The 23,698-nt window shown below is 60.2% G+C and carries 21 protein-coding genes; 5 read left to right on the top strand and 16 right to left on the bottom strand.

Going from position 1 to position 23,698, the window contains the following annotated elements:
- Nucleotides 1–75 precede the first annotated feature (75 nt).
- The 6 genes from holA to Asbog_RS03425 form a co-directional block, all read right to left on the bottom strand.
- Nucleotides 76–1,086 (bottom strand): DNA polymerase III subunit delta, encoded by a 1,011-nt coding sequence (gene holA, locus Asbog_RS03450; RefSeq protein WP_062164105.1) that lies wholly within the window; start codon nucleotides 1,084–1,086, stop codon nucleotides 76–78.
- 6 nt (nucleotides 1,087–1,092) lie between these two features.
- Nucleotides 1,093–1,743: an LPS assembly lipoprotein LptE gene (locus Asbog_RS03445; protein ID WP_062164104.1), complete on the bottom strand. Its 651-nt coding sequence runs from the start codon at nucleotides 1,741–1,743 to the stop codon at nucleotides 1,093–1,095.
- Between the two features lie 4 nt (nucleotides 1,744–1,747).
- Entirely contained in the window at nucleotides 1,748–4,345 is a 2,598-nt protein-coding gene (leuS, locus tag Asbog_RS03440) for a leucine--tRNA ligase (RefSeq protein ID WP_062164103.1), read from the bottom strand.
- Between the two features lie 47 nt (nucleotides 4,346–4,392).
- Nucleotides 4,393–4,926 (bottom strand): DUF3576 domain-containing protein, encoded by a 534-nt coding sequence (locus Asbog_RS03435; protein ID WP_062164102.1) that lies wholly within the window; start codon nucleotides 4,924–4,926, stop codon nucleotides 4,393–4,395.
- A 118-nt stretch (nucleotides 4,927–5,044) separates the two neighbouring features.
- Complete coding sequence (locus Asbog_RS03430) at nucleotides 5,045–7,156, bottom strand: BTAD domain-containing putative transcriptional regulator (RefSeq protein WP_062164101.1); 2,112 nt, start codon at nucleotides 7,154–7,156, stop codon at nucleotides 5,045–5,047.
- An 832-nt stretch (nucleotides 7,157–7,988) separates the two neighbouring features.
- On the bottom strand, nucleotides 7,989–8,273 hold the full coding sequence (locus tag Asbog_RS03425; protein ID WP_146926470.1) for a hypothetical protein: 285 nt from the start codon (nucleotides 8,271–8,273) through the stop codon (nucleotides 7,989–7,991).
- Between the two features lie 304 nt (nucleotides 8,274–8,577).
- Between Asbog_RS03425 and Asbog_RS03420 the strand changes: the two genes are divergently transcribed.
- Entirely contained in the window at nucleotides 8,578–9,810 is a 1,233-nt protein-coding gene (locus Asbog_RS03420) for a dicarboxylate/amino acid:cation symporter (protein ID WP_231944649.1), read from the top strand.
- 18 nt (nucleotides 9,811–9,828) lie between these two features.
- Here Asbog_RS03420 and Asbog_RS03415 read toward each other — a convergent pair whose 3' ends face one another.
- A complete protein-coding gene (locus tag Asbog_RS03415) occupies nucleotides 9,829–11,235 on the bottom strand; it encodes an amino acid permease (RefSeq protein ID WP_062164098.1) in 1,407 nt (468 codons plus the stop codon).
- A gap of 466 nt (nucleotides 11,236–11,701) precedes the next feature.
- Here Asbog_RS03415 and Asbog_RS03410 point away from each other — a divergent pair, with 466 nt between their 5' ends.
- On the top strand, nucleotides 11,702–13,339 hold the full coding sequence (locus tag Asbog_RS03410) for a dihydroxyacetone kinase subunit DhaK (RefSeq protein ID WP_062164097.1): 1,638 nt from the start codon (nucleotides 11,702–11,704) through the stop codon (nucleotides 13,337–13,339).
- A gap of 84 nt (nucleotides 13,340–13,423) precedes the next feature.
- Here the strand turns inward: Asbog_RS03410 and Asbog_RS03405 are convergent, their stop codons facing one another.
- Both Asbog_RS03405 and Asbog_RS03400 read right to left on the bottom strand, forming a co-directional pair.
- The gene (locus tag Asbog_RS03405) at nucleotides 13,424–14,242 is read right to left on the bottom strand and encodes a GntR family transcriptional regulator (RefSeq protein ID WP_062164096.1); all 819 of its coding nucleotides are present in this window, start codon (nucleotides 14,240–14,242) and stop codon (nucleotides 13,424–13,426) included.
- 96 nt (nucleotides 14,243–14,338) lie between these two features.
- A complete protein-coding gene (locus Asbog_RS03400) occupies nucleotides 14,339–15,343 on the bottom strand; it encodes an alcohol dehydrogenase catalytic domain-containing protein (RefSeq protein ID WP_062164095.1) in 1,005 nt (334 codons plus the stop codon).
- 307 nt (nucleotides 15,344–15,650) lie between these two features.
- Between Asbog_RS03400 and Asbog_RS03395 the strand changes: the two genes are divergently transcribed.
- Both Asbog_RS03395 and Asbog_RS03390 read left to right on the top strand, forming a co-directional pair.
- Entirely contained in the window at nucleotides 15,651–16,433 is a 783-nt protein-coding gene (locus Asbog_RS03395; RefSeq protein WP_062164094.1) for a class I fructose-bisphosphate aldolase, read from the top strand.
- Between the two features lie 47 nt (nucleotides 16,434–16,480).
- Nucleotides 16,481–17,848 carry an FGGY family carbohydrate kinase gene (locus Asbog_RS03390; RefSeq protein WP_062164093.1) on the top strand — a complete coding sequence of 456 codons (1,368 nt, stop codon included), beginning with the start codon at nucleotides 16,481–16,483 and terminating at the stop codon, nucleotides 17,846–17,848.
- 46 nt (nucleotides 17,849–17,894) lie between these two features.
- Here the strand turns inward: Asbog_RS03390 and Asbog_RS03385 are convergent, their stop codons facing one another.
- The 4 genes from Asbog_RS03385 to pstS form a co-directional block, all read right to left on the bottom strand.
- Nucleotides 17,895–18,422, bottom strand: coding sequence for a fructosamine kinase family protein (locus Asbog_RS03385; RefSeq protein ID WP_062164092.1), 528 nt, complete (start codon nucleotides 18,420–18,422; stop codon nucleotides 17,895–17,897).
- A complete protein-coding gene (locus Asbog_RS14620; protein WP_062164091.1) occupies nucleotides 18,406–18,618 on the bottom strand; it encodes a hypothetical protein in 213 nt (70 codons plus the stop codon). Before Asbog_RS14620 ends, Asbog_RS03385 begins: the two co-directional genes overlap by 17 nt.
- A gap of 15 nt (nucleotides 18,619–18,633) precedes the next feature.
- On the bottom strand, nucleotides 18,634–19,101 hold the full coding sequence (locus tag Asbog_RS03375; protein WP_062164090.1) for a low molecular weight protein-tyrosine-phosphatase: 468 nt from the start codon (nucleotides 19,099–19,101) through the stop codon (nucleotides 18,634–18,636).
- Between the two features lie 238 nt (nucleotides 19,102–19,339).
- Nucleotides 19,340–20,332 (bottom strand): phosphate ABC transporter substrate-binding protein PstS, encoded by a 993-nt coding sequence (gene pstS, locus Asbog_RS03370; protein WP_062164089.1) that lies wholly within the window; start codon nucleotides 20,330–20,332, stop codon nucleotides 19,340–19,342.
- Nucleotides 20,333–20,470: 138 nt separating this feature from the next.
- Here pstS and Asbog_RS03365 point away from each other — a divergent pair, with 138 nt between their 5' ends.
- A complete protein-coding gene (locus Asbog_RS03365) occupies nucleotides 20,471–20,842 on the top strand; it encodes a DUF4870 family protein (protein ID WP_062164088.1) in 372 nt (123 codons plus the stop codon).
- A 270-nt stretch (nucleotides 20,843–21,112) separates the two neighbouring features.
- On the opposite strand, the gene Asbog_RS03360 is transcribed toward Asbog_RS03365, so the two are convergent.
- The 3 genes from Asbog_RS03360 to phoU all read right to left on the bottom strand — a co-directional run bounded on the left by Asbog_RS03360 (nucleotide 21,113) and on the right by phoU (nucleotide 23,679).
- Nucleotides 21,113–22,186 carry a sensor histidine kinase gene (locus Asbog_RS03360; protein WP_062164087.1) on the bottom strand — a complete coding sequence of 358 codons (1,074 nt, stop codon included), beginning with the start codon at nucleotides 22,184–22,186 and terminating at the stop codon, nucleotides 21,113–21,115.
- Between the two features lie 84 nt (nucleotides 22,187–22,270).
- Nucleotides 22,271–22,966, bottom strand: a complete 696-nt coding sequence (gene phoB / locus Asbog_RS03355) for a phosphate regulon transcriptional regulator PhoB (protein ID WP_023979056.1) — start codon at nucleotides 22,964–22,966, stop codon at nucleotides 22,271–22,273.
- Nucleotides 22,963–23,679, bottom strand: coding sequence for a phosphate signaling complex protein PhoU (gene phoU, locus Asbog_RS03350; protein ID WP_023979057.1), 717 nt, complete (start codon nucleotides 23,677–23,679; stop codon nucleotides 22,963–22,965). The genes phoB and phoU overlap by 4 nt, the downstream gene beginning before the upstream one ends.
- Nucleotides 23,680–23,698: the final 19 nt, after the last annotated feature.

Raw genomic sequence — 23,698 nt, 5'->3', positions numbered from 1 at the left:
CGATCACCATAATCGCTTCTGGGTCGCGGGGCGAAATCTTCATCGCACCGATCGTGGCAAAACGATGCGATGATTTCAACGCTGGAATGATCTCGGGCCGAGACAAAGCTGTGCAATCAGACGACGTGACAGTGCCAGATCGGGGCTGCCCGTCTGCTTGCAGGCCAGTTCGAAACCTTGCACGGCATCGCAGGCTCTCCTGAGACCTGTGCGATCCCAGCGCTCAAGGGCTTTGGTGAAGCTCTCGGTTTTCTTGAAAAACACCGGGGGGCGAAGCATTTTCATGGCTTCCTGACGCGACTTGCCCTCATCCATCCAGTCCAGCACCCGCAGCAACCGGTTCATGAGTGACAGGCAGGCACGCGCCAGAGCGATGGGAGACAAACCATCGGCGAGCGCACGCTCCAGCGCAATGTCAGCAATGGCTCGATCACCAGCCATCGCAGCACTTGTCGCATCATCCAGCGTAGCACTGGCAGCATCACCGATACATTCCTGACAGTCATCAAGGGTCAGACGGCCACCTTTCCCGGCAAAAAGAACAAGCTTTTCGACTTCGCTTCGTATGGCTGCCCGGTCGGCTCCCATGACGGAAGAAAGCCAGAACAGGGCGTCGCGGTCGATCGTGACTGAGGCCTCACGAAAGAGATCCGCCAGTGAGGCAATAAGGGTCTTACCCTCCTCGGGGTAGCAACCGATGGAGGCAATCGAGGCATGGGCTTCAAGCGAGGTTCGCAGCTTCGCGCGTGAGGCAAGCCCCGGTGCTTCGATGACCAGAACCGTATCGCTGTTGATCGCAAGCGCCGCCATAACTCTGGGCAACAACGCGTCCTGTGCATCGCGCACCCATATGGCACGACGCCCCCCGATCAGCGAAAGCGCGCCCATCTCCTCTTCGAGGCGGCCATGCTGCTCCTGATCGAGCACTGCGACACGGAACGGGTCATCCAGAGACTCCGCCACCAGCTTGACGCACTGGGCGGCCCGCTCGCGTATCAGGCCGAGATCATCACCATAGAGCAGGACCCCGCGCCACTTGCCAATTTCAGCGAGTGTGCGGGAAGTCGAGCGGGCATCGATCTTCATGCGCGATCAGTTATCCGTGCTATTGAGATCCGTACGCCCCGTTGCCGCAGCCGGGAAGCCATCAGGACCCGCCTTCTCGTAAGGCTGACCATTCTGGGTCGGCATGGCGTTCGGATCAAAATAGGACGGCAGATCCGCTGCATTGTTACGCGATGGCTTGATCTGGGTCTTGAACCAGATGGCAATCTGCTGACGGATCGATCCCGCAAGGGTCTGGGCGATACGGGCCCGCACAGTCTCGTCATTCAGGGTCTGCGCGAGATACTGCTCGAAGGTCGCATTGAAGCCATCGAGTTCATTCACATCGCCCCCAGCCAGAAATCTTGGGGATGGCTCGACAGTATAGAGGCGCCAATGCGCTGTCCCCAGTTCGCGATAACGGCCGGCAGTATTATCGCTATGAATATCAATGACCGATGCATTGACGCCGTAGCTCACATTGAGCGTGTACCCGTCTGGCGCCTTGGTGCTGCCGCTACCCAGCTGCTCCTGAAGCGCAAGCCGCAATTCCTGCCCCTGGCGCTCGGGGATGTTGGAGACATAGATGCGCTGCATCTCATGCGTCACACGAGCGCCGCCATCTCCATTGCTCCCATAAAGCGGCTGAAACCCGCAACCGCTCAGAGCCAGAGAAGCAAGCAGGATAAGACGGCGCATCGGTTCAGCCTGCCACTACGAAATTGACGATACGGTTGGGCACGTGAATGCGCTTGACGATACGCTTGCCTTCCAGCATCCGCGCCACGTTCGGCTCGGCCTCGGCCAGCGGAAGCACCATGTCTGACGGCGCGTCGGGTGGCACCTCGATTGTGCCACGCAGCTTACCCATGATCTGCACGCCCAGCGTGATGCTGTCACGCGTGAGGAACTCGTCCAGCGCCTCCGGCCAGGCGCGCTCGACGACCATGGCCCCCTCAGGCTCCAGCAGGGCCACCATCTCTTCCGCCAGATGCGGCATCATGGGTGCGACAAGCAAGGCAAGTGAGAGAGCGGCCTCGCGACGCGCTGCGCCAATACCGTCCTCGGTCGATTTCTCGGCCTCCGACAGGGCAGCGCTCAATTCGTGCAGACGCGCCACGGCGACATTGGGTGTGAAGCCCTCAAGCGCCTCGGTCACGGCCTTGATCGTGCGATGCGTGGCCTGACGCAGGCTGCGGCCGCCCTCCGTGAAGGGCGCTCCCGGTGGCACCTGCGCCGCGACATTCTGCACCAGACGATAGAGACGCTGACCAAAACGGGCTGAAGCGGCAACGCCGGACTCGGTCCATTCCATATCACGCTCTGGCGGGCTGTCGGACAGAACAAACCAGCGTGCCGTATCTGCACCAAAGCGCTCGATAATCGCCGTAGGCGAAACCGTATTGCGCTTGGATTTCGACATCTTCTCCAGACGACCGAGCTGCACGGGCTGGCCATTGTCACGACGCACATAGCCTTCGCCCGAACGCACCACGTCCTCAGGCGCGAGCCAGCCGCTCTCATCGCGGTAGCTCTCATGGGTGATCATGCCCTGGGTGAAGAGACCATCGAACGGCTCATCGACATTCAGATGACCCGTCTCATGCATGGCACGCGTGAAGAATCGTGCATAAAGCAGATGCAGGATCGCGTGTTCGATACCGCCGATATACTGATCGACCGGCAGCCAGCTATTTGCCGCAATCGGGTCAGTCGGGGTACTGGCATGGGGCGCCGTAAAGCGCGCGAAATACCATGAGCTATCGACGAATGTATCGAATGTGTCAGTCTCGCGACGTGCCTTGGCACCGCATTGCGGGCAGTCCACGTGCTTCCAGCTCGGATGGTGATCGAGCGGATTACCGGGGCGGTCGAAGGTGACATCCTCGGGCAGCTTCAGCGGCAACTGGTCGTCCGGCACAGGCACTGCACCACAGCTGTCGCAATGGATAACCGGTATCGGACAGCCCCAGTAACGCTGGCGCGAGATTCCCCAGTCGCGCAGGCGCCAGTTCACGATACCACGGCCGATCCCCATACCCTCGAGACGCTCGATGGCCTTGCGCTTACCTTCGACGATGTCCAACCCATCGAGGAAGCCGGAATTGATGAGCGTGCCCTCACCCGTGACGGCGGTCTTGCCCACCGTAAAACCGGCCTGCTGCTCGCCTGTCGGCAGAATGACCGGACGCACCGGAAGGTCATATTTGCGGGCAAAATCAAGATCGCGCTGATCGCCACAGGGGCAACCGAACACAGCGCCTGTGCCATATTCCATGAGAACAAAATTGGCGATCCAGACCGGCACGGTCTCGTCAGGCGCAAACGGGTTGCTGACACGCAATCCGGTATCGATGCCGCGCTTTTCGGCTGCCTCGATTGCTTCCTCGGACGTACCGAGACGCTGACATTCTTCAATGAAGCTGCGTACGGCTTCGTTATCCTGACCAACCTTTGCAGCCAGCGGATGATCAGCAGCGATGGCGACGAAGCTCATACCGAACAGCGTATCCGGACGGGTGGTAAACACCTCGACCGAATCCAAATCCGTGTCGAAGCCCGCCGGAGGCGCGTGAAGCGCAAAGCGGACGCGAGCGCCTTCCGAGCGGCCGATCCAGCGCTCCTGCATGACGCGCACACGTGCCGGCCAGCGATCCAGCTTGTCGAGGCCTTCAAGCAGAGGTGCTGCAAAATCCGTAATCTTGAGGAACCACTGCGACAGACGCTTTTTCTCGATCAGCGCACCCGAACGCCAGCCACGCCCGTCAACCACCTGCTCATTGGCGAGCACCGTGTTGTCCACAGGGTCCCAGTTGACTGAGGATTCACGACGCTCGACCAGCCCCTTGCGCCACATATCCAGAAACAGCTTCTGCTGATGCCCGTAATATTCCGGCAGGCAGGTGGCGATTTCACGCTCCCAGTCCAGTGAGAAACCGAGGCGCTGCAGCGTGCCGCGCATGGCTGCAATGTTGTCCAGGGTCCACTGCCCCGGATGCACACCGCGCTCACGCGCTGCATTTTCTGCCGGGAGGCCGAACGCGTCCCAGCCCATGGGATGCAGGACCGAGAAACCACGCGCGCGCTTGTAGCGCGCCACCACATCGCCCAGCGCATAGTTACGCACGTGGCCCATATGGAGCTGACCCGACGGATACGGAAACATCTCGAGCACGTAATATTTCGGCTTGTCGGCAGCGGGATGGTCATCAGCGGCGAATGCACGCACGCCGTCCCATTTTGCCTGCCATTTGGGCTCAGCCTTGCCGAAATCGTAGCCGAGTGTCTCTTGTTCCGTCATGATCTTCTGTCGTCTGTTCGTGTCACGTGATCTTCAGAGCGGGGGTATCAGTCCCGGTTGCCATTATCGGCACGAAGCTGGCGCGCACGGGCTAGAATACGCGTGGTAATGTCTGACGTGGTATTGGCCGCAACGGGGGTATCAACCCATTCGCTTCCCTGCTTTTCCTGACGGAACACGGAAACGCGCAACGCATCCGAACGCAGACGGCGATCAAGGATATAGGCAGCGATCTTGAAGCGCTCATTGGTGCTGGCAGGCGGCTGGTACCAGTCCGTCAGGATCACGCCGCCATTGGCATCGGCAGAAGCGAACGGCATGAACGACAGGGTGTCGATAGCACCACGCCAGAGATAGGCATTGACCCCACCCTGAAGCTGGTCGTCTCCACCGGTCGCGCCACGGTCGACGCCAAGCAGATGGTTGCGGGGCTGTGTCAGGCTGTCGGGATCACGCCCACCACCACAGGCGCTCAGCGCCATAAGGGCGCAAAGCGGCAGAACGGGGAGGAACCGTCCCTTGAATGACAACGCCTTTGTGGGCGCGTTGAGAGGGGCGATCGGCTGCAAACGAGGTGTCATGTTGTCCCTATTAGACTGGCACTGGCCGCGTGTCGAAATCCCCGATCGCGGTACCCGCGTCCGGCTTCAACATCGGTTCATATCGCGCCCGCCCGGTCCCGCCAAGCGGGGCAACAATTTATCCTTGCGGGAGGCTCACACGGGTGAGCATTTCGCGCAGCCAGAGCTTCATCGATTCTGGCAGAAAATCATGGCGGGAGAGCACGCCAGAGATGGTGACATCAGGGACGAGACGCAGGAGATGGCGTTTGACGCGTTCTGTTTCCTCGCCCATGCCGTGTGAGGCCAGCGCCACGAGATAGTAGAGCACTCCCGCCGCACTGCGGGGATAAAGGCTTACGAACGCTGCACCAGCCTGACGGGCTTCCTCGTTATTGCCCGACGCCTCGAGCACGAAAATGCTGAACGGCTCCGAGAGAACGGCCAGAGGCTGTGAGGCCCGCAAGGCCCGGAATTGCTGGATTTCCTCAAGCGCGACCGCTTTCTCTTCGGACAACAGAGCCTGAGCGGCCTTGAGCGCATGAATGGACGGCGAGATGGCAATGGCAGGAAACACACCGGCAGCGCCGGTATATTCTGCCGTGAGCGCCTTTGCTTCATCAAGCTGACCGGGCGTGAAGGTACGTGTCATCATCGACAACCATACGCCAAGCGGATTAGCCCGCAGCTGAATGGCAACATAGCCTGCCGCCGAGGCAATATCCTCGATCTCTTCCTGCGACGAAGAAGACCAGTTCTCCTGATAAAGGAAAAAGCGGATCAGCGAGCGCACATACAGCACGAAGACCGATTCCTGGTCGGACTGATAGGCGCGCTCGACCAGATCACGCAGCTCGGTGGACAAGGTGACATCACAGCGCAGAAGAAGCGTCAGGGCGCGCACGGCCATCTGGAAAGCTGAAAGCTCGGCAATCGGGCGCGACATCATGCGCTGCCCTTCCGAAACAAACAGCGACCATTGCAGCGACTTCATGACATAGAAAAGCAATGCACGCTGGGCCCGCGTATCCTTGGGCAATTCGAACCGATCGGCCCATACAACGCTGCCTTCCTGCCGCAGACTGAGAAGGCGGATGATCACATACCCTTCGCTGCTCTCGCCGTGTTCCGTGTTCGCGCGCACCAGACCCGAAATCACATAATCGGTACCGGGATTGTGCGTATTGCCCAACAATGGACCAGTGTCAGCCTGCGGCGTTTCAGGGAAAGGCACGACCGTGAAGGTCTGCAACCCAACCAGCTTGACTTCCAGGCGCTCGGTCAGCTCAGCCGCGAGCGTCTCGGCATGGGCACCGCCAACCGCCTTGAGCGGTGCGACGGCAATGGAGCCCAGCGTACGGGTAGAGACCGGCGAGGCAAGAAAGGCGACATCGCCATTCACGGGTGGGAAAATCTTCCCACCTTCGGCCTGCATATCCGTATGGACAAGCGCCGGGTCCATCTCGACTGAACCACCGTGATGCGCTTTGGCATAGGAATCAAAGGCAATCCGCTCCTGCAGACTACGCACGAGCCCCATTGTTGCGGGGCCGGGAACGGTGCCCAGCTGGTCCTGGAAAAGCTGTACAACCTGATCGCCAAGCGCCGCAGCCTGCGCATATTCGCCCTTCGTCACCCAGGCTTGGATGCGTGCGCGCCACGCTGCCTCATTCAGCCCGTCACGGACCAGCAGATGGTCAGCCGTGTCGAGAATGGCGTCAGGATCGACCTGCGTGCGCAATGCGCTTTCAAAAAGCTGGTAGATATGACGGTTAAGGCGCGTACGCTGCCCCTCGATCCATTCATTGAACGCCGGGTCGATGCCATTAAGCTCGCCAAGCAGCACTTCACTCGGTGGCGGCAACTCACGCAGGATGGATTTGCCACCATTGAGTATACGCTCCACGTCGACCGACGTCAGGGCAGGCTTGAGCGCAAGCGTGTGGCGCTGAACATCGATGACGTCGACACCCAGCGGACTGAGGGCGTCAAGCAGACGATGAATCTCCTGACGCAGCGATGCGCGGGCGAGATCGTCCGGACGACGGCTCCACAACAGTTCGGCAAGATGAGAGCGTGCAACAGGCTTGCGATCGGATAGCGCAAGAATGGCAAGTAATCCCTTCGTCTTCCCGCCTACAGGAAGCACGCTTTCACCCGTCAACGTCGTTGCTTCCATACGACCAATCAGTCGCAGACGCAGCAGAGTGGAATCGGTTTTTGCAACACCACGAAGGGCCAGATCGAACATTACTTCACGCTTTCTTTTCTCAGAGCCTTATATCACATCCCTATCTCGGTTTTTTTACGAAACGTATTCTCCACTCGGCATCGCGCGTAGTTGAAGGAAAACGAATATGCCGAGAACGTGACTGCCGCTGGTGCCCTTAGGGAAAGAACTAAAGTAAATCTTTCAACATGCCAGCATAAAAGAGTTTAATCTTCTCCATGCGCGCACACATACGGACTTACTAACAAAAGCAATCTTAGAATGACTTGCGAGTATTGCAACCGATCACAGGGTACAGAAAAAATTGAAACCCGCCCTCTTGCCTGCTTCGCGGAGCAGAACTAGAATGGAAACGATGGTCCGCGTAGCTCAGCAGGATAGAGCACAGGATTCCTAAAATTGGGCGCCATGCTTGGAAACATCATGGTGGATCTGCTCAAATTCGGGGAACGCTCTGGTGTCTAGCCGTGCCAATCCCGAGCCAAATATGCGTCCGCAAGGTAGCATGGAGGTGTAGAGACTGTACGGGCAGCGCCTGTCGTCCGGTTGTCCGGGCTATGGTGAAGAGACAGTCCAGACCACGAACGGTGCGCTCTGTGCGCCGGCGGTGAAAGCCGAAGTGGTATGAATCCTGGGGCCGTGGGTTCGAATCCCGCCGCGGACACCATCGCAATCACGCAACAAGACCGACCTTGCACAGCCCCTACCCGGCCTCCTCTGCGGGTCAGACTCTCTTGTAGCCCTATTCCCGGGCCAAACCCGCGTCGCGCTCTCCTGCTCCGGCTGCTCACGTCCCAAGTTGGCACAAGGGAAGCCCGTACACATGTAAGTGCCCAATTTTCACCTTCAGGCCCTAGATCGTGACGCCCGTCATTTCCGGCGCGAACAGGGCATGCAAAAGCAGGGCCAGCAGCACAATCGCAATCAGCAAACCGAACAGCTTCCCGAACAGACGGAAGGAGACAACAACCAGCAGCAGCAGCAGCAGCGCCAGTAGCGACGTCTGCACCTGATGCGGGACACCAAGTGCCTGCAACCCTCTGCGGGCGGCCTCCTCAATAACGGCAATGATCGACACAATAAGGGAAAACAGGCCGATAATCAGGCCAAGTATCACCGCAATAGCACTCTGAATCACGCTTCTTTTCCCCCGGAACGCCGCAAGGTCAGGCATCTCGAGCTGGCATGGCACACGAAGCTGCCCATACCAGACCCTGCCATCGCTGCATGCGATGCGAATCATATGACCGAGATCATATCGCGCGACAACGCCGCAAGACGACGCAGGATCGCATTGCGTCGCAACATCGACACCAGCCGACAGGGTCTTGCATGGCGCTCATGACCCGGGGTGACTGTTCCAGATTTGATATGACAGGGTGTTATGGCCTAGACCCGGGCTTCCCCGCCGTTTTGGAGCTGCCCCAATGAAGCGCATGAGCATGACCACACTCATCATCATCGCGATGCTGCTTGGCATTACGGTGGGTGGCCTCGCCCATGCCTGGATCGCCGATTCCGTGCAGCAGCAGCATTTCGCCCATTACATCTCCATCGGCTCGACAGTCTTTCTGCGCCTGATCAAGATGATCATCGCCCCGCTGGTTTTCTCCACCCTCGTGGTGGGTATTGGTCATATGTCGGACGCGGCTTCGGTTGGTCGTGTTGGCGCAAAGGCCATGATCTGGTTCGTGCTGGCCTCGCTGTTTTCGCTGACGCTCGGCATGATTCTGGTCAATCTTTTTGGCCCCGGTGTCGGGATGCATCGCCTACACGGCATCACAACATCCCCCATCGCCACCGATGGCATGTCGCTCGACAGCTTCGTCAAACACATCGTTCCGGATTCCGTCTTCCGCGCCATGACGGATAACGAGATCCTGCAGATTGTCGTGTTCTCGGTCTTTTTCGGCGTCGCCTGCGCCTCCATGCCTGAGAAGGCCAGGGTGATCATGGAGTGGACAGAGAGCCTGTCACAGATCATCCTCAAGGTAACGGGCTATGTGATGCTCCTGGCCCCGCTGGCCGTGTTCTGCGCCATGGCTGCGACCATCACCACCAATGGCCTTGGCGTGCTCATCAATTACGGCAAGTTCATGGGCGAGTTCTATATCGCGCTCTTCCTGCTCTGGTGCTCCCTGATTGCAGCGGCCTTCGCCATTCTCGGCCGTCCGGCGCGCCGTCTGATCCGACTCATGCGCGAGCCGTTCCTTCTGGCCTTTTCGACAGCAAGCTCGGAAGCCGCCTATCCGCTGATGCTCGACCAGCTTTCGCGGTTTCCCATTTCACGCCGCATCTCGTCATTCGTCCTGCCGCTGGGCTACTCGTTCAATCTCGACGGCACGATGATGTACTGCACCTTCGCCAGCATCTTCATTGCTCAGGCCTATGATATCAGCCTGCCCTGGAGCACGCAGATCATCATGCTGCTTACCCTTATGCTGACCAGCAAGGGCGTTGCAGGCATTCCCCGCGCGTCACTGGTCGTGATCGCGGCAACGCTCAGCCAGTTCAAACTCCCTGAAGAGGGCGTTCTGCTGATCCTTGGCGTCGATACTTTTCTGGATATGGGCCGTTCGGCCACGAATGTCGTCGGCAACTCCCTGGCGACGGCTGTGGTGGCCAAATGGGAAGGGCAGTTGCCGGCAGAACCTGCCCAGCCCCGACGGGACTGAGCAGGCCGTCTTGTTTGGTCAGGCTTTCTTGCGGCTCAGGAGGATCAATCCCCAGCCACCGGCGAGAAGCACCGCAATGAACGGAATGGCAAACACCGTATAGGTGCCCTCGGGATAATCCAGACCCATCATGACAACCACAAAGCCGAGAAAACCCAGCGTCAGCCACGAAGTGAACGGCGCACCCGGCATACGGAACCCGGCGCTTTCGACCTCGCCACGATTAACCAGCTGGCGCAGGCGTATCTGGCAGATCAGAATGAAGCTCCAGGTGCTGATGATACCCAGAGCTGCCACATTGAGCACAATCTCGAACACGCGGGATGGAATGAGATAGTTGAGACCCACCCCAACCAGATAGACCGCAACGGTTGTCAGAATCCCGACATAAGGGACCGACTGCTTGTTCATCCGCGCCAGGGCGCGCGGCGCCGAGCCCCCCATGGCAAGGGCACGCAGAATACGCCCGGTCGAGTACAGGCCCGAATTCAGGCTCGACAGGGCCGCGGTGAGCACCACGATGTTCATGACCGTATCGACATGAGGCACGCCAAGGGCCTGGAAGAAGGTCACAAACGGGCTGACGCCCTTGTGGTAGGCATTCCAGGGCAGCAGACAGACCAGCAGAATCACTGACCCGACATAGAACAGGCCGATACGCCAGATCACGCTGTTGATGGCACGCGGAATGATTTCACGCGGGTTGGCGCACTCACCTGCCGCCGTTCCCACCAGTTCGATGGCCGAATAGGCGAACACGACGCCCTGCATCAGGAACAGGGCCGGCATGATGCCGTGGGGGAAGATGCCACCATTCTCGGAGATCAGATGAAAACCGGGCACAGTGCCTGCCACCGGCATCTTGAGGCCTAGAACGACGCAACCGAAAATCAGGAAAAGGGCGAGCGCGATGACCTTGATAAGCGAGAACCAGAACTCCAGCTCGCCAAAATAGCGCACACCAATCATGTTCATGGTGCCGACAATGCCCAACGCCACCAGCGCAAACACCCATTGTGGCACGTGCTCGAATGTGCCCCAGAAATGCATGTAAAGCGCAACAGCCGTAATATCGACGATACCGGTCATGGCCCAGTTCAGAAAGGAGAGCCACCCGGCCGCATAGGCTGCCTTCTCGCCCAGAAACTCACGGGCATAGGAAACGAAGCTGCCAGCGCTGGGGCGGTACATCACCAGTTCGCCAAGCGCGCGAAGGATGAGAAAGCAGAACATACCGCAAACGAGGTAATCGAGCGCGAGAGCCGGGCCCGCCTGCTGTAACCGCGAGCCGGCACCAAGGAAAAGCCCCGTGCCGATAGCCCCGCCGATGGCGATCATCTGGACCTGACGGCGCCCGAGATCCTTATGATAGCCCTCGTCGACTTGCGGCGGGGGATGAAGATGCGACTTGGATGGAATGTCCAAAACTCTGTAATCCTGACCCTGTTGACGAAAATTCTTGTCTAATCGTAACGAATTCCCGGACCTCTGCCAATCGTTTCGATCAGCCTCCGAACCGGATGCAACAATTCGGAAATGCACGGCAGCGCACCGGTTGTGTCAAGTCATTGCCCATATTCAGGTGACCGAGTGCGGCAGTCGGCACTTCTTCACAACCTGTTGAGCCTGAAAGATAACAAAGGGGTCGTTGGCACTGATCCGATGCGGCCAAAGGACCCATACCGCCCGAACAGCAACGCAGAGGCGCGATCCCTGCCACCCGCATGCGGTTAAATCACGCCCGATCTCGCAGGAATGCGATCAACGTCACATCAATGTGTCTCTTTTCACATAGAAATGTCATGTCCTCCGACCGTTGACGATTCTAGCCTGACCCAACCGAGCGATAACAGGGGCCGCCACAGCCCCGCGATCAAGGCGGAGTTCGTCCATGAAGCGCTTTTTCAACTCCCGTGACACAATCGTAGCCGAAGGCATTGAGGGGCTGCTGCGCTCCTCAGCGGGAAGCCATCTGTGTCGGCTTGAAGGTGCCGACGATATCCATGTCGTCCTGCGCAAAAACTGGGCGATAGATCGCGTGGCCATCATTTCTGGCGGTGGTTCTGGACATGAGCCCGCCCATGCTGGCTTTGTGGGAAAAGGCATGCTCACGGCAGCGGTTTGCGGTCAGCTTTTCGCCTCGCCGGGTGTCGATGCCATTCTTGCGGCCATACGCGCCGTGACCGGTCCGGCCGGATGCCTTCTTATCGTCAAGAACTATACTGGAGACCGGCTCAATTTCGGCATCGCAGCCGAACAGGCAAAGGCGCTCGGGCTTGATGTCGAACTCGTCATCGTAGGCGACGACATTGCCCTTGGCCACACGGCCAAGGCACGCGGCATTGCCGGCACCGTTCTGGTTCACAAGATCGCTGGCTACGCTGCCGAGACTGGCCGCCCGCTTGCAGAGGTCGCCGCGCAGGCGCGCAATGCTGCGGGTGCGCTTCGTTCCATCGGCCTCGCCCTGAGCGACTGCAATGTCTATACGCCCGACCAGCCGCCCCGCCTTGGCGAAAACGAGGCCGAACTCGGGCTCGGCATTCACGGCGAAGCTGGCGTCGAACGTATTCCGATGGCCCCTCTCGACAAACTGGTTGCGCTCGCAGCGGACCGGCTCCTGTCATCCCTGCCAGAGAGCGATGCCAACGGCACGACCAGGCAGATTGTCCTTCTCAACATGCTGGGCAGTGTGCCGCCCCTTGAAGCTCTTGCACTGCTTGACGGTTTCTCCCGCACGTCACTGGCCGCCCGGACAGCATGGATTGCCGGTCCATCCCCGGTCATGACGGCGCTCGACATGAACGGCTTCTCCCTGACGACGCTCCCTGCAGAACCCGCCTTTATCGAGGCGCTTGCTGCACCAGCCGAGCCTCACGCATGGCCCGATCTGGCCGCTTTCGGCCCGGTCGCGACCCTGCCTGTGCCCGCGCTGCCCGAAACGTTTACGGATGCGCCCTCTGACAATCCGTTGCTCAGGCACCTCATCACTAGCGGCGCAAACGCGCTGATCGGGCACGAAGCCGCCCTCAATACGCTCGATGCCAAATGCGGTGATGGTGATGCAGGCTCGACATTTGCCGAGGCCGCGCGACAGGTTCTGCGCGCCATCGACCGCCTTCCCCTCGCCTCGCCGCAGGCGCTCATGGCCACAATCGGACGCCTTCTGGCCCGTCACAGCGGTGGGTCGAGCGGCGTTCTGCTGTCCATTCTCATGACCACAGCGGGGCATGATGAAAACTGGCGCGAAGGTTTGCATAACGGCGCCGCGCGCATGCAGGCCTATGGCGGCGCGAAGCCAGGTGACCGCACCATGCTCGATGCGCTTCTTCCCGCCATCGCTGCGTTGCAATCCGGTCAGTCACTCGCGCAGGCGGCGGTCGCAGCGCGCAAGGGGGCCGACGCGACACGAAGCATGAAAGCGCGTGCCGGCCGCGCTTCCTATATCCCGCCCGAGCAGCTGGCCAATATCCCCGACCCCGGTGCCGAGGCCATCGCTGTGCTCTTCAAAGCCCTGGCGGCATCAGCCTGAAAACTCACCCCCCTGTTCCATCCCGGGTCATCCCCGTGAACGGGACAGGGGGCAGAAGCGAAGAAGTGGGTCAATGAGTCGCGCTCAGATGGCGCTGACATCCACTTCAAGCGGTATAAGGTCGCTGCGTACCCAGGCCTCATACACATCAAATCGCATGTTATCGCGGCGCCAGGACACCGAGCGCACCCGCAACAGGGGTGAGCCCGTCCGTATGTCCAGATGCGCCGCAATATCGCGCGGCGCGGCCATAGCGACGATTGAACGATGCGCCCCCTGAAGGGCAAAGCCTGCCTCTGTCAGAAGGGCGCTGAGGGACGAACGCCCCTCTAGAACATCCTGCCCCCGCCCAATCACATCCATCAGGTCCGGCGGGCTGTAATTGATGCTGTACAGCGCCGGCAGCCCCCGCAGGGAACGGAGACGCACCAGTTCGAAGCCTTCGCTCGCCGCAGGAATGTCGAGCAGCGCGCAGATCGTATCAGGCAGGGTCACAACCCCTGCCCTCAGCACCGCTGTCGTCACATCGAGATGCCCATGACCAAGCGCTGTTTCGAGGAAGCCCTTGCGTCCCTGGATCATCCAGCCCTGCACGGCATCACCTGCACTGACAAAGGCCCCTCGTCCGGCAATGCGCTCGACAAGCCCCCGGCTTTCGAGCGTCTGCAGGGTCTGCCGAACGGTTGCACGCGAGAGATCGTAACGCGTGCACAACTCGTTCTCGCTGGCGAGGCGGGCGCCGGGTTTGCGCACCCCCTTGCGGATTTCAGCCTCCAGATGGTCGGCAAGCTGGGCATAGTAAGGAGTCGTTGACAGACGATCGATGATGAAACCGGCCTGCCCGTCACCCGCCGAGGCAGGTGCAGAGGCAGCTGTACGCGAGGGCATCTCAGGCTTCTTCATGCTCGGATCGTCTTCCTTCCCTCAGCGAGGACACGGCTTCCGACCTTACTAGCACGCCACGATCCTGCTGACAGCCGCCGCCTTTCCCGTGTGCCCTCAGATCCCGGCTGCATCGCAGCGGATCTGCACTTTTCTTGCTGTTTCGGAACGCGCCATCGCGAAAGCCTCGGGCGCCTCCTCCAGATCATACACATGACTGACGATCTTCTTTGCAAGATCAGGCAGCGCAGCCGTAATGCCGATCGCCCGCTCATAGGCTCCTGACAGGGATTGCGAACCGATGATTGTCAGTTCCCGATCGAACAGGTCGAACGGATGAAACGCAATGGTCGCCTCGGGAGAACAGACGCCCATCTGGATCAGCACGCCCCTTGGTGCAAGTTGTTCCAGAGCGTCCGCTACAGCCAGAGGATGGCCGCTCGCTTCGATGACGAAACCGATATCACGCGCAATACGCCGCGCGCCCGGCGCAAACACGCCATCCGCCCCCAGATCGAGTGCCGCATCGCGGCGCGTGGCACTCGGCTCGACCACCTCGACACGCGCAGCCCCATGATGCCGGGCGAGAGCGATTGCCATCAATCCAATGCTCCCCGCGCCATAGATCAGGACCGATCCACCTCGCAGGTCGGGCTCACGCTCCAATGCGTGGACAACGCAGGCAAGCGGCTCGATCAGCGCACCCGACGCCATATCGAGATGAGCCGGCAATCTGTGCACGATCTTTTCAGGTACGGCGACACGCTCGGCAAAGGCCCCGTCAATCGTGACGCCCACCGGCACGAGATGGCTGCACAGATTGGGCGCGCCGGCACGGCACATCGCGCATTGACCGCAGCTGATATTGGGATCGACGCATACCCGATCCCCCGGCGCAAAGCACGAGACCGTGGCCCCGACAGCAACAACCCGGCCCGCGAATTCATGGCCGGCTATGCGTGGAAAACGGCCGAGAGGATAATCGCCGGTCAGAAGATGCAGATCGGTGCCGCAAATACCGACACGTGACGGCGCTATAAGCACGGAATCATCGCCAAGAGAGGGCTCTGCCCTGCTCTGCAATGACATTCCACCCTGTCCATCGAATACAAGTGCGCGCATGGAGAATCCTCTAGGTAGACGCAATCCCGACGCCGGAACGACGGCAGGGTAAAAAACCCATAGCGCCATAGTCGTATCGAGTCTGTCTGTACGTACAGTCCGCTCGATCATCGTTTTGTGATAGCTGCGCTCAGCCCAGATTTACCGTTGTTTTCTCTGCCTACACACCGTGACGAAGGTTGAATGACCATAGGATAGGGTTGACGGGTTTTCTGCAAGATAGTCAGTTATTGTACGTACAGACCGTACATCTCCTGACTATCCTATCTCTCCTCGTTCCGGAGAGATCCCAACGGAGTTCTTGTTCATGTCCATGACCTATCGCCTGCGCCGCACTTTGCCGAGCCATCGCGCTGCCATCATCATGCCTGTCGATCATGGTCTGATTTTCGACCGCATCGAAGGCCTCGAAACACCCTCATCGCCTTTCGCTCGCTGGGCAGGCAAAGGGGTAACGGGTTTCATGCTCACGCCGGGGCAGGTGCGCCAGACCGAGAGCTTCTTTGCAGCACATCCCGAGCTCACGCGCGTTCTGACCATCGATACCTATTACGATTATCGTCAACTCGATGGCGCCGGCTCGCATGACCTGATCACCACCGTTGAGGACGCCGTCCGGATGGGCGTCGACGCCGTAAAGATGCTCTTCCCGTGGAACATGTCGAACAGGGAACGCGTGGCGCTCTGCCATCGTGTCGGCAAGGTGATTTCTGCCTGCGACCGGTGGGATATCCCGCTGGTGCTCGAACCTGTCCTGATCGGTGCCCCCCGCACGGAAGAGGTCATCATCGAAGAGGAGAAGATCGCCCGTATCGCCTATGACCTTGGCGCGCATGTGATCAAGATCGCCTTCCCCGGCGAAGCCCGTACCAGGCGACTGGTCGAGGAACTGCGCGTTCCCCTCGTCATAGCCGGCGGCCCTCTTGCTGGCAGCCCGGCTGATACGCTCGATGCCGTTGATCAGACGATACGTGCGGGCGCACGCGGCGTCATCGTCGGGCGCAATATCTGGCAGCGCGACGAAAAGACTGCCGTTGATCTGCTCGGGCAGCTCGATGCCCTGAGCCGCTCAGTGCGCTTTGCCGACTGAGTGTATCGCGGTAGCGTGGATGGCCTTCCAGCGACGGAAAGATCGTCATGGGTTTCGATCAAGTGGCTGCCGGTATCGATATCGGCAGCACCAATCTCAAAGCCATCATCATCACCCCTGAGGGGATGGTCGTGGGCCGCGCCTCGGTTCCCACACCCAGACGCCCCGACGACCAGATGATTGATGCCACATGTCTGTTTAGCGAGGTGAGTGGCCTGCTGAACAGGCTGTGTGGCAGCCGTTACCGCATACGGGCCATCAGCACGGCAGGCATTGGCGAGGATGGCACGCTTGTGGACGCACGGCTACGGCCGCTCTCTGCCGCTCTTCCCTGGTTTGCCCCCGAGCGACAGGCGCTTTTCGAGATGTTGTCTCCTTCGCTGGCGCCCTCACCCCTGACAGGAATCGACCCTGATCCGTTTCGCACCCTGACAGGCTGGTACTGGGCGGCCAGACAGGAAGGGCATGAGCGTGCCTATGCCTGGCTGGCCCTGTCGGATTACGCAGCGGCCCAGTGGTGCCAGTCTGCTTTCATGAGTGACTCACTGGCCGCCCGCACAGCGGCCTACCTCCCACAATCCGGCGCATGGGACGACGCCCGCGTGACAGCCACCCTTGGTAAACGCGGTCTCCTGCCCCCTGTCGTCCGGACGGGGCATGTTGTCGGCCCCGTCACCCGCACGGGCTCGGCGAATCCGGTTTTCGCCCCCGACGCCCTCGTAGTGGCAGGGGGGCACGATCACCCGATAGGCGGATGGGGCATCACACAGCTGAGCCCTGCGGCCATTCTAGATTCCATGGGTACAGCGGAAGTCGTCGTCACGCAGAACGCGCCGTATCCTGTGCCCTTCCCGGCAGGCATCGATGTCGCACCGGGCATCCTGTCGCAGGGCGCAGCGCTGCTTTGCGTAGAAGAGCTCGCCCGCAACCTCGCCTGGGCGTCTCGGGACAGCGCGACCGGCGCAATGATTGCGGCATTGTTCTCTGGTGCCAGCAAGCCGGATTCATTCCTGGAGAGCGGCTGTTTCATTCCCGGCTCTCATGGGGGACATACCCCCGCCTTTACAGACGATGCGCCGCTCGCCCCCCTCTCCCGGGCCTCTGCTGTTGTGGGCGCGCTGGCGCGTGCCGGAGAAACCGCAATTGAGAGAATCAACCAGCTCCGTGCCGCATCATGGCAGGCAAATCCTGCTCAGCCCGATGTCGGGACCACGCAACCCGACTTCTATCTGTCGGGCGGATGGTCGCGTGCGCCCGGCTGGGTAGCCATCAAGCGCCAACTTGGATCGCAGCCTTTCAGGATCGTCCGCGAGCCAGAGCTGACTGCAGCAAGCGCTGCGCTCCTCGCCGCCCGTGCCTTGGGCTGGACGCCATCGGTCATGGATCTGCTCATGCCCGGAGAACAGCACCTGTGAATCAGCGAAGGTTTAAAACTCTACCGCCTGCGCTTAGTCAGCGGCCTCAAAGCTCCAATGTATCGAGCAGGCTCTGTACAAGACCCAGATAGGTGGCCCCGAACAGACGGTAATGCACCAGTGCAGGCCAGAGACGATAGACATTGATGCTGCGTTCATACCCCTCCGGCAACGGACCGTAACTGCGCCAAAACGCCTCTGGCGGCGTCGCAAAAAGCGTCAGTATGGCGAAATCCGCACTCGCATCGCCGATATAACAGGCAGGATCGATCAATACGGCGCATATCCCGCCCTCAGGCGCGGGCGAGGTGATGAAATTGCCGGTCCAGAGATCACCATGCAAGAGTGTGGGGCGCGGGGCCGAGGGCAGAAAACGATCGAGAGTTTGCGACAGGTGATTGACCCGTGCCGCCACTTCCCTGGGGAGGCTATCGAGGAAGGGCCTTAACCGGCAATCCCGCCAGAAATCACGCCAGTCGAGCGTCCAGTCATTAATGATAGGCACCGTGCCGAAAGCGTAATCCTCGTCCCACCCATAACGCGGAGGCTGCTTCACCTCATGCAGGCAGCGCATCGAGCATGGCCGCCTCAGTGGCGACATGAGGGCCATTCTTGACGATGACACGACGCCCGGACGCGAAATCGAGCTGCCAGATGTCTGACAGATCGCCCCCACCGAGGGATCGCACCTCGAAGGCCCCCTCTTCCCCGACCAGGGCCGCAATCTGCGCAAATCGGGACGAGGCCTGTTGAGGGGGGTGAGCGGACATCAGGGGAGCCCCTTTTCAGGAATCCAGCGTGAAACTGGCCAGATGCGCGCAGCCTAGAGCAATTTCCTGCCACGCTGTCTCGAAATCGATGTCCTTGCCATAGAAAGGATCAGAGATTTCCTCACCAGCGCGCTCTGGCACATAATCCATCAGCAGGCGGATACGCTCCTGTTCCGCCTCCGGGGCAAGGCGACGCAGGGCACGCAAATGCCCTAAATCGAGCGCGATGATATGATCGAAACGCGTGAAATCGTCTTCCTGGACCTGCCTTGCGACATAGGTATCGATATCGAGCCCGTGTTTCTTGGCAACGCGCCGCGCACGGCTGTCCGGGGCTTCGCCCACATGCCAGACACCGGTCGCCGCCGAGTCAATATCCAGAGTCAAACCCCGACGGGCCGCCTCGGCGCGCATGGCCGCCTCGGCAAGGGGAGAGCGGCAAATATTGCCCGTGCAGACAAAAAGAAAGGAAGGCAAAGGCATAGAATCATTCCCGCAGAATCTCTGGTGCCGTTCCGAAACCGGGTATTACTTACCGGCATCGGAAGGATCTGAGCCAGAATAGACCGCCCGTGACGCTTGGAAATGCCATGGCCTATCAAGACTTTGCTACTGCCTGGCAAGGGAACTTTCAGCCCCCGGCCCTATCAGGCGTCAGAGAGACCCTTTCAGGAAATCCGCGCCAGTCGTGTCGGCTCGTGCAACGTTCCGGCAGCCGGGTTCAGTGCGGCCAGCCAGCCAGAATATCGTCGCGCACCGCCTCGGGCACAGTGATGAAGTCGAGCTTTCGCGCTTCCTGCTCACCCTCGCGCAGGCCGATCTCGAAGAAACGCTTCGTCTCCGGCTTCACCCCAATCGGCACGATGGCGTAGGTCGCGCTCATGATCGGCCAAGCATTGTCACCCGCACTGTCGAGCAAATCCACCACATGGTGGCTGGCATGGGCCCAGTCGGCCTGCGAAGCGGCGGCCATGAAGCTTTTAGGCGAGGCCGTGACATAGGCCCCGTCATGGCTTTTCATACGCGCCATTGGAATGTGGTTGTGGCTGGCATAGGCATATTCCACATATCCGATCCCCCCCACGGTCTCCTTGACGCTGGCCGCAACACCATCATTGCCCCGAGCGCCTGCGCCATCACGCCATGCCACAGAGGTTCCCGCGCCAATATGAGCTTTCCATTCAGGCGAGACATGGGAGAGATAGGAGGTAAAGACGAAGCTCGTTCCCGAGGCGTCGGCTCGATGGATCGGTGCCACATCCGCATCTGGCAAATTCAGCCCGGGATTCTGTGCCTGGATTTTCGGGTCATTCCATTCGGTGATGCGCCCGTCATAAAGGGCAGCTAGGGTCGACCCATCGAGTTGCAGCGCCCCGGCCGGGATACCGGGAACATTCACGATGACCACAATCGCCCCAAGCGCCGTGGGAAACTGGTAAAGGTGATGGGCATCGAGCAGGGCAGTCGCTGCCGGTTTGTCCGACGCGCCGAAATCGACCGTACCGGCCACGACCTGATTGAGCCCCGCGCCCGAACCCACGCTCTGATAATTCACCCCGAGCCCCGCCTTTGCCTTGGCGATTTCGCCCCAGCTTTCATAAAGCGGTGCTGCAAAACTCGACCCGGCACCGGTCACGCTCTGGGCGTGTGCGGCGGGAGCGGAAATGACGGCTGCCAGACCGAAAAGCAGAAGGGAGCGAGAAAGCGAAATCATGACACCGATCGATTTTCTGTAACCACAATGTTGCTCTTCAGGATAGCCTGAACGAGCGGGCTGATGATACGATACCATATCCCGCCAACAGGCCTAATACCGCATCGGCCCGACAGGATTTCAGGAGCGACTCCTTCCATGCAACCGAGCTTTACACAAACCTGGCCTGCTTCGCCCCGAAGCGACCGTGCAAGACGCTGGGCCTGGATCGTTCATATCCTTTTCATCGCCTCGTTCTTTTTCGGCATCACCAGCATACCCGGTGTGATTGTTGCCTATCTCAAACGCGGTGACGCGGTGGGGACGATCTATGAGAGCCATTTCATCTACGCCATCCGCACATTCTGGCTCGGGCTCCTGGGGGCCATCGTGGCAGGGCTGCTCTGCCTCGTGATGATCGGTTATGTCCTGCTTGGTCTGCTTTTTGTCTGGTGGCTGGTCCGGGTCATCCGCCCCATCGTCGCGCTAGTTGACGAAGCACCGATGCGCAATCCGCGCGGTTGGTTCTGAGATCGCGGCCGCAAGGCCGTTTATGATGGCGCAGACGCCCCCTGCCTTTCTACCCTAGAGGAAGGCAGGCCTCACCTCGCGGCTCGCCCGCATCAGTTAATGAGGAACCCGTATCGCGGTGCCGTGCCCCGGTGAGGTTTCGAGATCGCCTCCCCTCGCCCCTGCCAACGACGCGCTTTCCGGTATCTGAACCGAGCAGCCTCAGCCATTGCGCCAGATTTTCCGCCCTTCACCGTGAACCTGACCGGGCCTAAACCAGCTCGTTGCCGCTCAGCTCGTTCGGGGCAGCCAGATGCGGCAGGTCATGCCCTTGCCCGGTGCGCTCTCGATACGCAGGCGGCCGCCATGCCGATCCACGATATGCTTGACGATTGCCAGCCCGAGCCCTGTACCCGACTGAGAGGCGGTGGCGCGCCCCTCGACACGATAGAAGCGCTCGGTCAGGCGTGGCACATGCTGGCTATCCACACCGCGGCCATTATCCGCAACGGTAATCTCGATACCCTTACCGTTCTCTGCGGTGATCCCGACCCGTATCTCGATGGCGGGGCCGCCATATTTGAGAGCGTTTTCAACCAGATTGAGCAACACCTGAACGATCTGGTCCTCATCAGCCGGGAAGAAAAGGTCATCTTCGGTCGGCAGGAGGATCAGTCTGGCATCGGATGACCGTATCAGGATCTGACTGTCTTCCAGCAGGCGATCCATAAGGTCCTGTGCGGACACCATGTCATGAGGCCGCATATGTTCGAGGCGCTGAACACGCGACAGATAAAGCAGGCGCTCGATCAGCCGCTCCATACGCGCAGCCTGCGCCGCCATGATCGCCAGAAATTGCTGCTGTGCCGCAGGATCATCGGCCGCAGGACCCTGAAGCGTTTCGATGAACCCGATGAGCGATGCCAGAGGGGTGCGCAGTTCATGGCTCGCATAGGCCACGAAATCGGCGCGCATCCGATCCACGACCTCGAACTCCGAACAGTCTTCCAGAACAGCGAGCACGCCCTCTTCCCAGCCTATGGCGCTAGCAAAGCGCTCCGGCCATTTCCGAAAGGTCACCTGCACGATCCGACGCACCGGCACGTCAAGTTCGACACGCGTGACGACACCCGTTTCGGGGGTCAACGTTGCAAGAACAGATTGCACCGCAGGGTGCCGGATGACTGCCCCGAGCGCATCACCAAAGACAGCATGTGCCACACGATTGGCATGAAAAATGCGCCCGCCTGCGCCAAGCAACACAGCGGGAATAGGCAGAAGTTCGCAAAAGACCGGGGCCTTGGGCGCCTCCCCCGGCTGGGTGTTCACCAGCGCGACAGGGGGCGGCAGGCGGGCAAGGCGCAAACGTGACTGTCGCCATGTAAGCCCCCACCCGAGACATGAACAACCAAGAAGGATTGCAAGCAGAGCCGTCAGGGTCGTGGTCTCTCAGGCCTGATCGTCAAGGGCATAACCGGCAGAACGCACGGTCCTGACGTAATCGAGTTCCGTGTCGAGATTGAGCGCCCGACGCAACCTGCGGATATGCACATCGATGGTGCGCAGTTCCACATGCACGTTGGAGCCCCATACTTTCTGAAGCAGATCCTCGCGTGAAAACACCCGGCGCGGATGACGCATCAGAAATTCCAGCAGGCGGAATTCGGTCGGGCCGAGGGTCAGGGCGCGGCCATTGCGCTCGGCACGATGGGTCTGCAGATCGAGCGTCAGATCGGCAAAGCTCAGGACATTCTGCTTGACGGGCTGCGTACGGCGCAACAGGGCGCGCAAGCGGGCGTCGAGCGCCTCGATGCTGCAGGGCTTGGCAATATAGTCATCAGCACCGCTGTCGAGTCCGCGAATACTGTCCTGCTCGTCGGCGCGCGCCGTCAGCATGAGCACAGGCAGATCATGCAGCGAGGCTGTGCCCCTGATGCGGCGGCACAGATCGATGCCCGACATACCCGGCAGCATCCAGTCCAGCACCATCGCATCCGGACGGGAGCGGGAGATGAACTCCCAGGCCTGCTCGGCCTCGGGGAAAGCCGAGACGTCATAACCGAGCTTATCGAGGTTATAGCGGATCATGAGTTGCAGGGAGGGATCATCCTCAACCACAACGATTTTCACCAGAGAGCCACTCATCGCGAAACCAGATCATCCCCAGCTGCCAGACCACCGCGCGGGCGCACCGAAGGCAGGTTCTCCCCCGTCACGGCGTAATAGACGCGCTCGGCGATATTAGTGGTGTGATCACCGATGCGTTCAAAATTCTTGGCAATGAACAGCAGATGGGTGCACGGGCTGATGTTGCGCGGGTCCTCCATCATGTAGGTGACGAGTTCGCGGAACATGGCGGTGTAATACTCGTCCACCTCACGATCGGCCTGCCAGACTTCGGTTGCGCGGTCGGCGTCCTGCTGGGTCACGGCATCGATCACACGGCGCAGGTTCTCCTGCACCAGTCGCCCCATGCTGCGCAGACCCGAAAGCGAGATCTGGCGATCGACCAGATCGAAGCGCTGACTGCGACGGGCGATCGAGGCAGCGTAATCGCCAATACGCTCAAGGTCGCCGGTGATCTTGAGAGCGGCCACGATCTCGCGCAGATCACCCGCCATCGGGCTGCGCAGCGCCAGAAGGCGGATCGCCAGGGCCTCGACATCGCGCTCGAGCATATCTACCTGCGGGTCCTGCGCAGGGGCCGCCTGAGCGGCGTCCTCATCGTGCTCGGTCACGGCCGCTACGGCCTGCGCAACCTGACTTTCGACAATACCGCCCATACGCGCCATCATGGCGCGCATCCGGTCCAGTTCCTGCTCGTAGCTCTTGACTGTGTGAAGGCTGTCCGCTGGCATAATTGCGTATCCCTACCCG

Origin of the sequence: Asaia bogorensis NBRC 16594, assembly GCF_001547995.1 — a bacterium.
Lineage (GTDB): Bacteria > Pseudomonadota > Alphaproteobacteria > Acetobacterales > Acetobacteraceae > Asaia > Asaia bogorensis.
Note: the sequence above shows the minus strand (reverse complement) of the source record. Positions and strands in the feature narration are given on the sequence as shown.

Excerpts from the sequence above, each read along its gene's own strand:
- Asbog_RS03375 (WP_062164090.1), bottom strand. The coding sequence starts at position 19,101 with ATGCCTTTGCCTTCCTTTCTTTTTGTCTGCACGGGCAATATTTGCCGC.
- Asbog_RS03390 (WP_062164093.1), top strand. The coding sequence starts at position 16,481 with ATGGGTTTCGATCAAGTGGCTGCCGGTATCGATATCGGCAGCACCAAT.
- phoB (WP_023979056.1), bottom strand. The coding sequence starts at position 22,966 with ATGAGTGGCTCTCTGGTGAAAATCGTTGTGGTTGAGGATGATCCCTCC.
- Asbog_RS03445 (WP_062164104.1), bottom strand. The coding sequence starts at position 1,743 with ATGCGCCGTCTTATCCTGCTTGCTTCTCTGGCTCTGAGCGGTTGCGGG.
- Asbog_RS03410 (WP_062164097.1), top strand. The coding sequence starts at position 11,702 with ATGAAGCGCTTTTTCAACTCCCGTGACACAATCGTAGCCGAAGGCATT.
- Asbog_RS03365 (WP_062164088.1), top strand. The coding sequence starts at position 20,471 with ATGCAACCGAGCTTTACACAAACCTGGCCTGCTTCGCCCCGAAGCGAC.
- Asbog_RS03405 (WP_062164096.1), bottom strand. The coding sequence starts at position 14,242 with ATGAAGAAGCCTGAGATGCCCTCGCGTACAGCTGCCTCTGCACCTGCC.
- Asbog_RS03420 (WP_231944649.1), top strand. The coding sequence starts at position 8,578 with ATGACCACACTCATCATCATCGCGATGCTGCTTGGCATTACGGTGGGT.
- pstS (WP_062164089.1), bottom strand. The coding sequence starts at position 20,332 with ATGATTTCGCTTTCTCGCTCCCTTCTGCTTTTCGGTCTGGCAGCCGTC.
- phoU (WP_023979057.1), bottom strand. The coding sequence starts at position 23,679 with ATGCCAGCGGACAGCCTTCACACAGTCAAGAGCTACGAGCAGGAACTG.
- holA (WP_062164105.1), bottom strand. The coding sequence starts at position 1,086 with ATGAAGATCGATGCCCGCTCGACTTCCCGCACACTCGCTGAAATTGGC.
- Asbog_RS03385 (WP_062164092.1), bottom strand. The coding sequence starts at position 18,422 with ATGCGCTGCCTGCATGAGGTGAAGCAGCCTCCGCGTTATGGGTGGGAC.
- Asbog_RS14620 (WP_062164091.1), bottom strand. The coding sequence starts at position 18,618 with ATGTCCGCTCACCCCCCTCAACAGGCCTCGTCCCGATTTGCGCAGATT.
- Asbog_RS03400 (WP_062164095.1), bottom strand. The coding sequence starts at position 15,343 with ATGCGCGCACTTGTATTCGATGGACAGGGTGGAATGTCATTGCAGAGC.
- Asbog_RS03395 (WP_062164094.1), top strand. The coding sequence starts at position 15,651 with ATGTCCATGACCTATCGCCTGCGCCGCACTTTGCCGAGCCATCGCGCT.
- leuS (WP_062164103.1), bottom strand. The coding sequence starts at position 4,345 with ATGACGGAACAAGAGACACTCGGCTACGATTTCGGCAAGGCTGAGCCC.
- Asbog_RS03430 (WP_062164101.1), bottom strand. The coding sequence starts at position 7,156 with ATGTTCGATCTGGCCCTTCGTGGTGTTGCAAAAACCGATTCCACTCTG.
- Asbog_RS03435 (WP_062164102.1), bottom strand. The coding sequence starts at position 4,926 with ATGACACCTCGTTTGCAGCCGATCGCCCCTCTCAACGCGCCCACAAAG.